Below are 829 nucleotides of genomic sequence, written 5' to 3'. Positions count from 1 at the left end.
AAAGTTAATTGAACCGCCGTGTGCCGAACGGCACGCACGGTGGTGTGAGAAGGACTAGTGATTAGTCCCTACTCGATTATTTAGTTCCAAAAGGCATCTTCAAGCGCTTGATCGGCTGAGAAGAGCCAGACTTCCTGGATTTTACCGTTTTCCATGCGGAAGAGGTCGATTCCGTTCATGTTGAGTTCGACTCCGTCTGGGCGGGTTCCGATAAAGGTCACGTTAGCTGCGACGAGGTCGTTGTTATCAGAGACCCAGTTGGTTAGGACTTTAAAGGTTCCGTTTGTTTTTTGGTCAAATGTGGCTAGGTGGGCACCTAATTTGTCTTTTCCAATAATGGTCCCTGATGTGGAGTGCTGGCCAGGTTGGTGCCAGATAATGTCGTCGGCCATGGTTTCAAAAACAGCTGGGAAGTCTCCTTCGATCAGACCTTGGTTGTAGCGGTTAAAAATTTCTAGATTTTGTGACATTAGTGATCTCCTTTTTTGTTATAATCCAATTATAGTTTTTACTAACAAGAAAACAAGTAGAATCTTTTTAGTTGGTTACTAGCAAAAGTGATAGTATTGGCGTAAAATAAGGAGAAAAAAATGTCCACAAAAGTTAGCGAATATGGGATTTGTCCCTTTGCAACCACGCAACGGGTTTTAACGGGCAAATGGGCCTTGGTGATTATCTACCAGTTAATACTTAACAAAAATCAAAATCTGAATTATAATAGATAGTATGAAATTCACACAAGATCAAATTAAAGAATTAAAATCAGCTCTTAAAAATAAACAATATTCTGCCTATCATAAGCGTATCCAAGCAGTCTATTTGCGTTCCC

The 829-nt window shown here is 40.8% G+C and carries 1 protein-coding gene and 1 pseudogene; one reads left to right on the top strand and one right to left on the bottom strand.

Annotated features, from left to right (window positions below):
• Positions 1–80 precede the first annotated feature (80 nt).
• A complete protein-coding gene (locus tag E5983_RS09275) occupies positions 81–470 on the bottom strand; it encodes a nuclear transport factor 2 family protein (RefSeq protein ID WP_160333514.1) in 390 nt (129 codons plus the stop codon).
• Between the two features lie 120 nt (positions 471–590).
• Between E5983_RS09275 and E5983_RS09270 the strand changes: the two are divergent.
• Positions 591–686 (top strand): annotated as a pseudogene (locus tag E5983_RS09270) (winged helix-turn-helix transcriptional regulator); the annotation flags it as partial.
• Positions 687–829 lie beyond the last annotated feature (143 nt).

The organism is Streptococcus danieliae (assembly GCF_009767945.1).
GTDB classification, from domain to species: Bacteria; Bacillota; Bacilli; order Lactobacillales; family Streptococcaceae; genus Streptococcus; species Streptococcus danieliae.
Note: the sequence above shows the minus strand (reverse complement) of the source record. Positions and strands in the feature narration are given on the sequence as shown.

What these genes read in the sequence shown, in the direction of transcription:
- E5983_RS09275 (WP_160333514.1), bottom strand. Translation starts at nt 470, where the DNA reads ATGTCACAAAATCTAGAAATTTTTAACCGCTACAACCAAGGTCTGATC.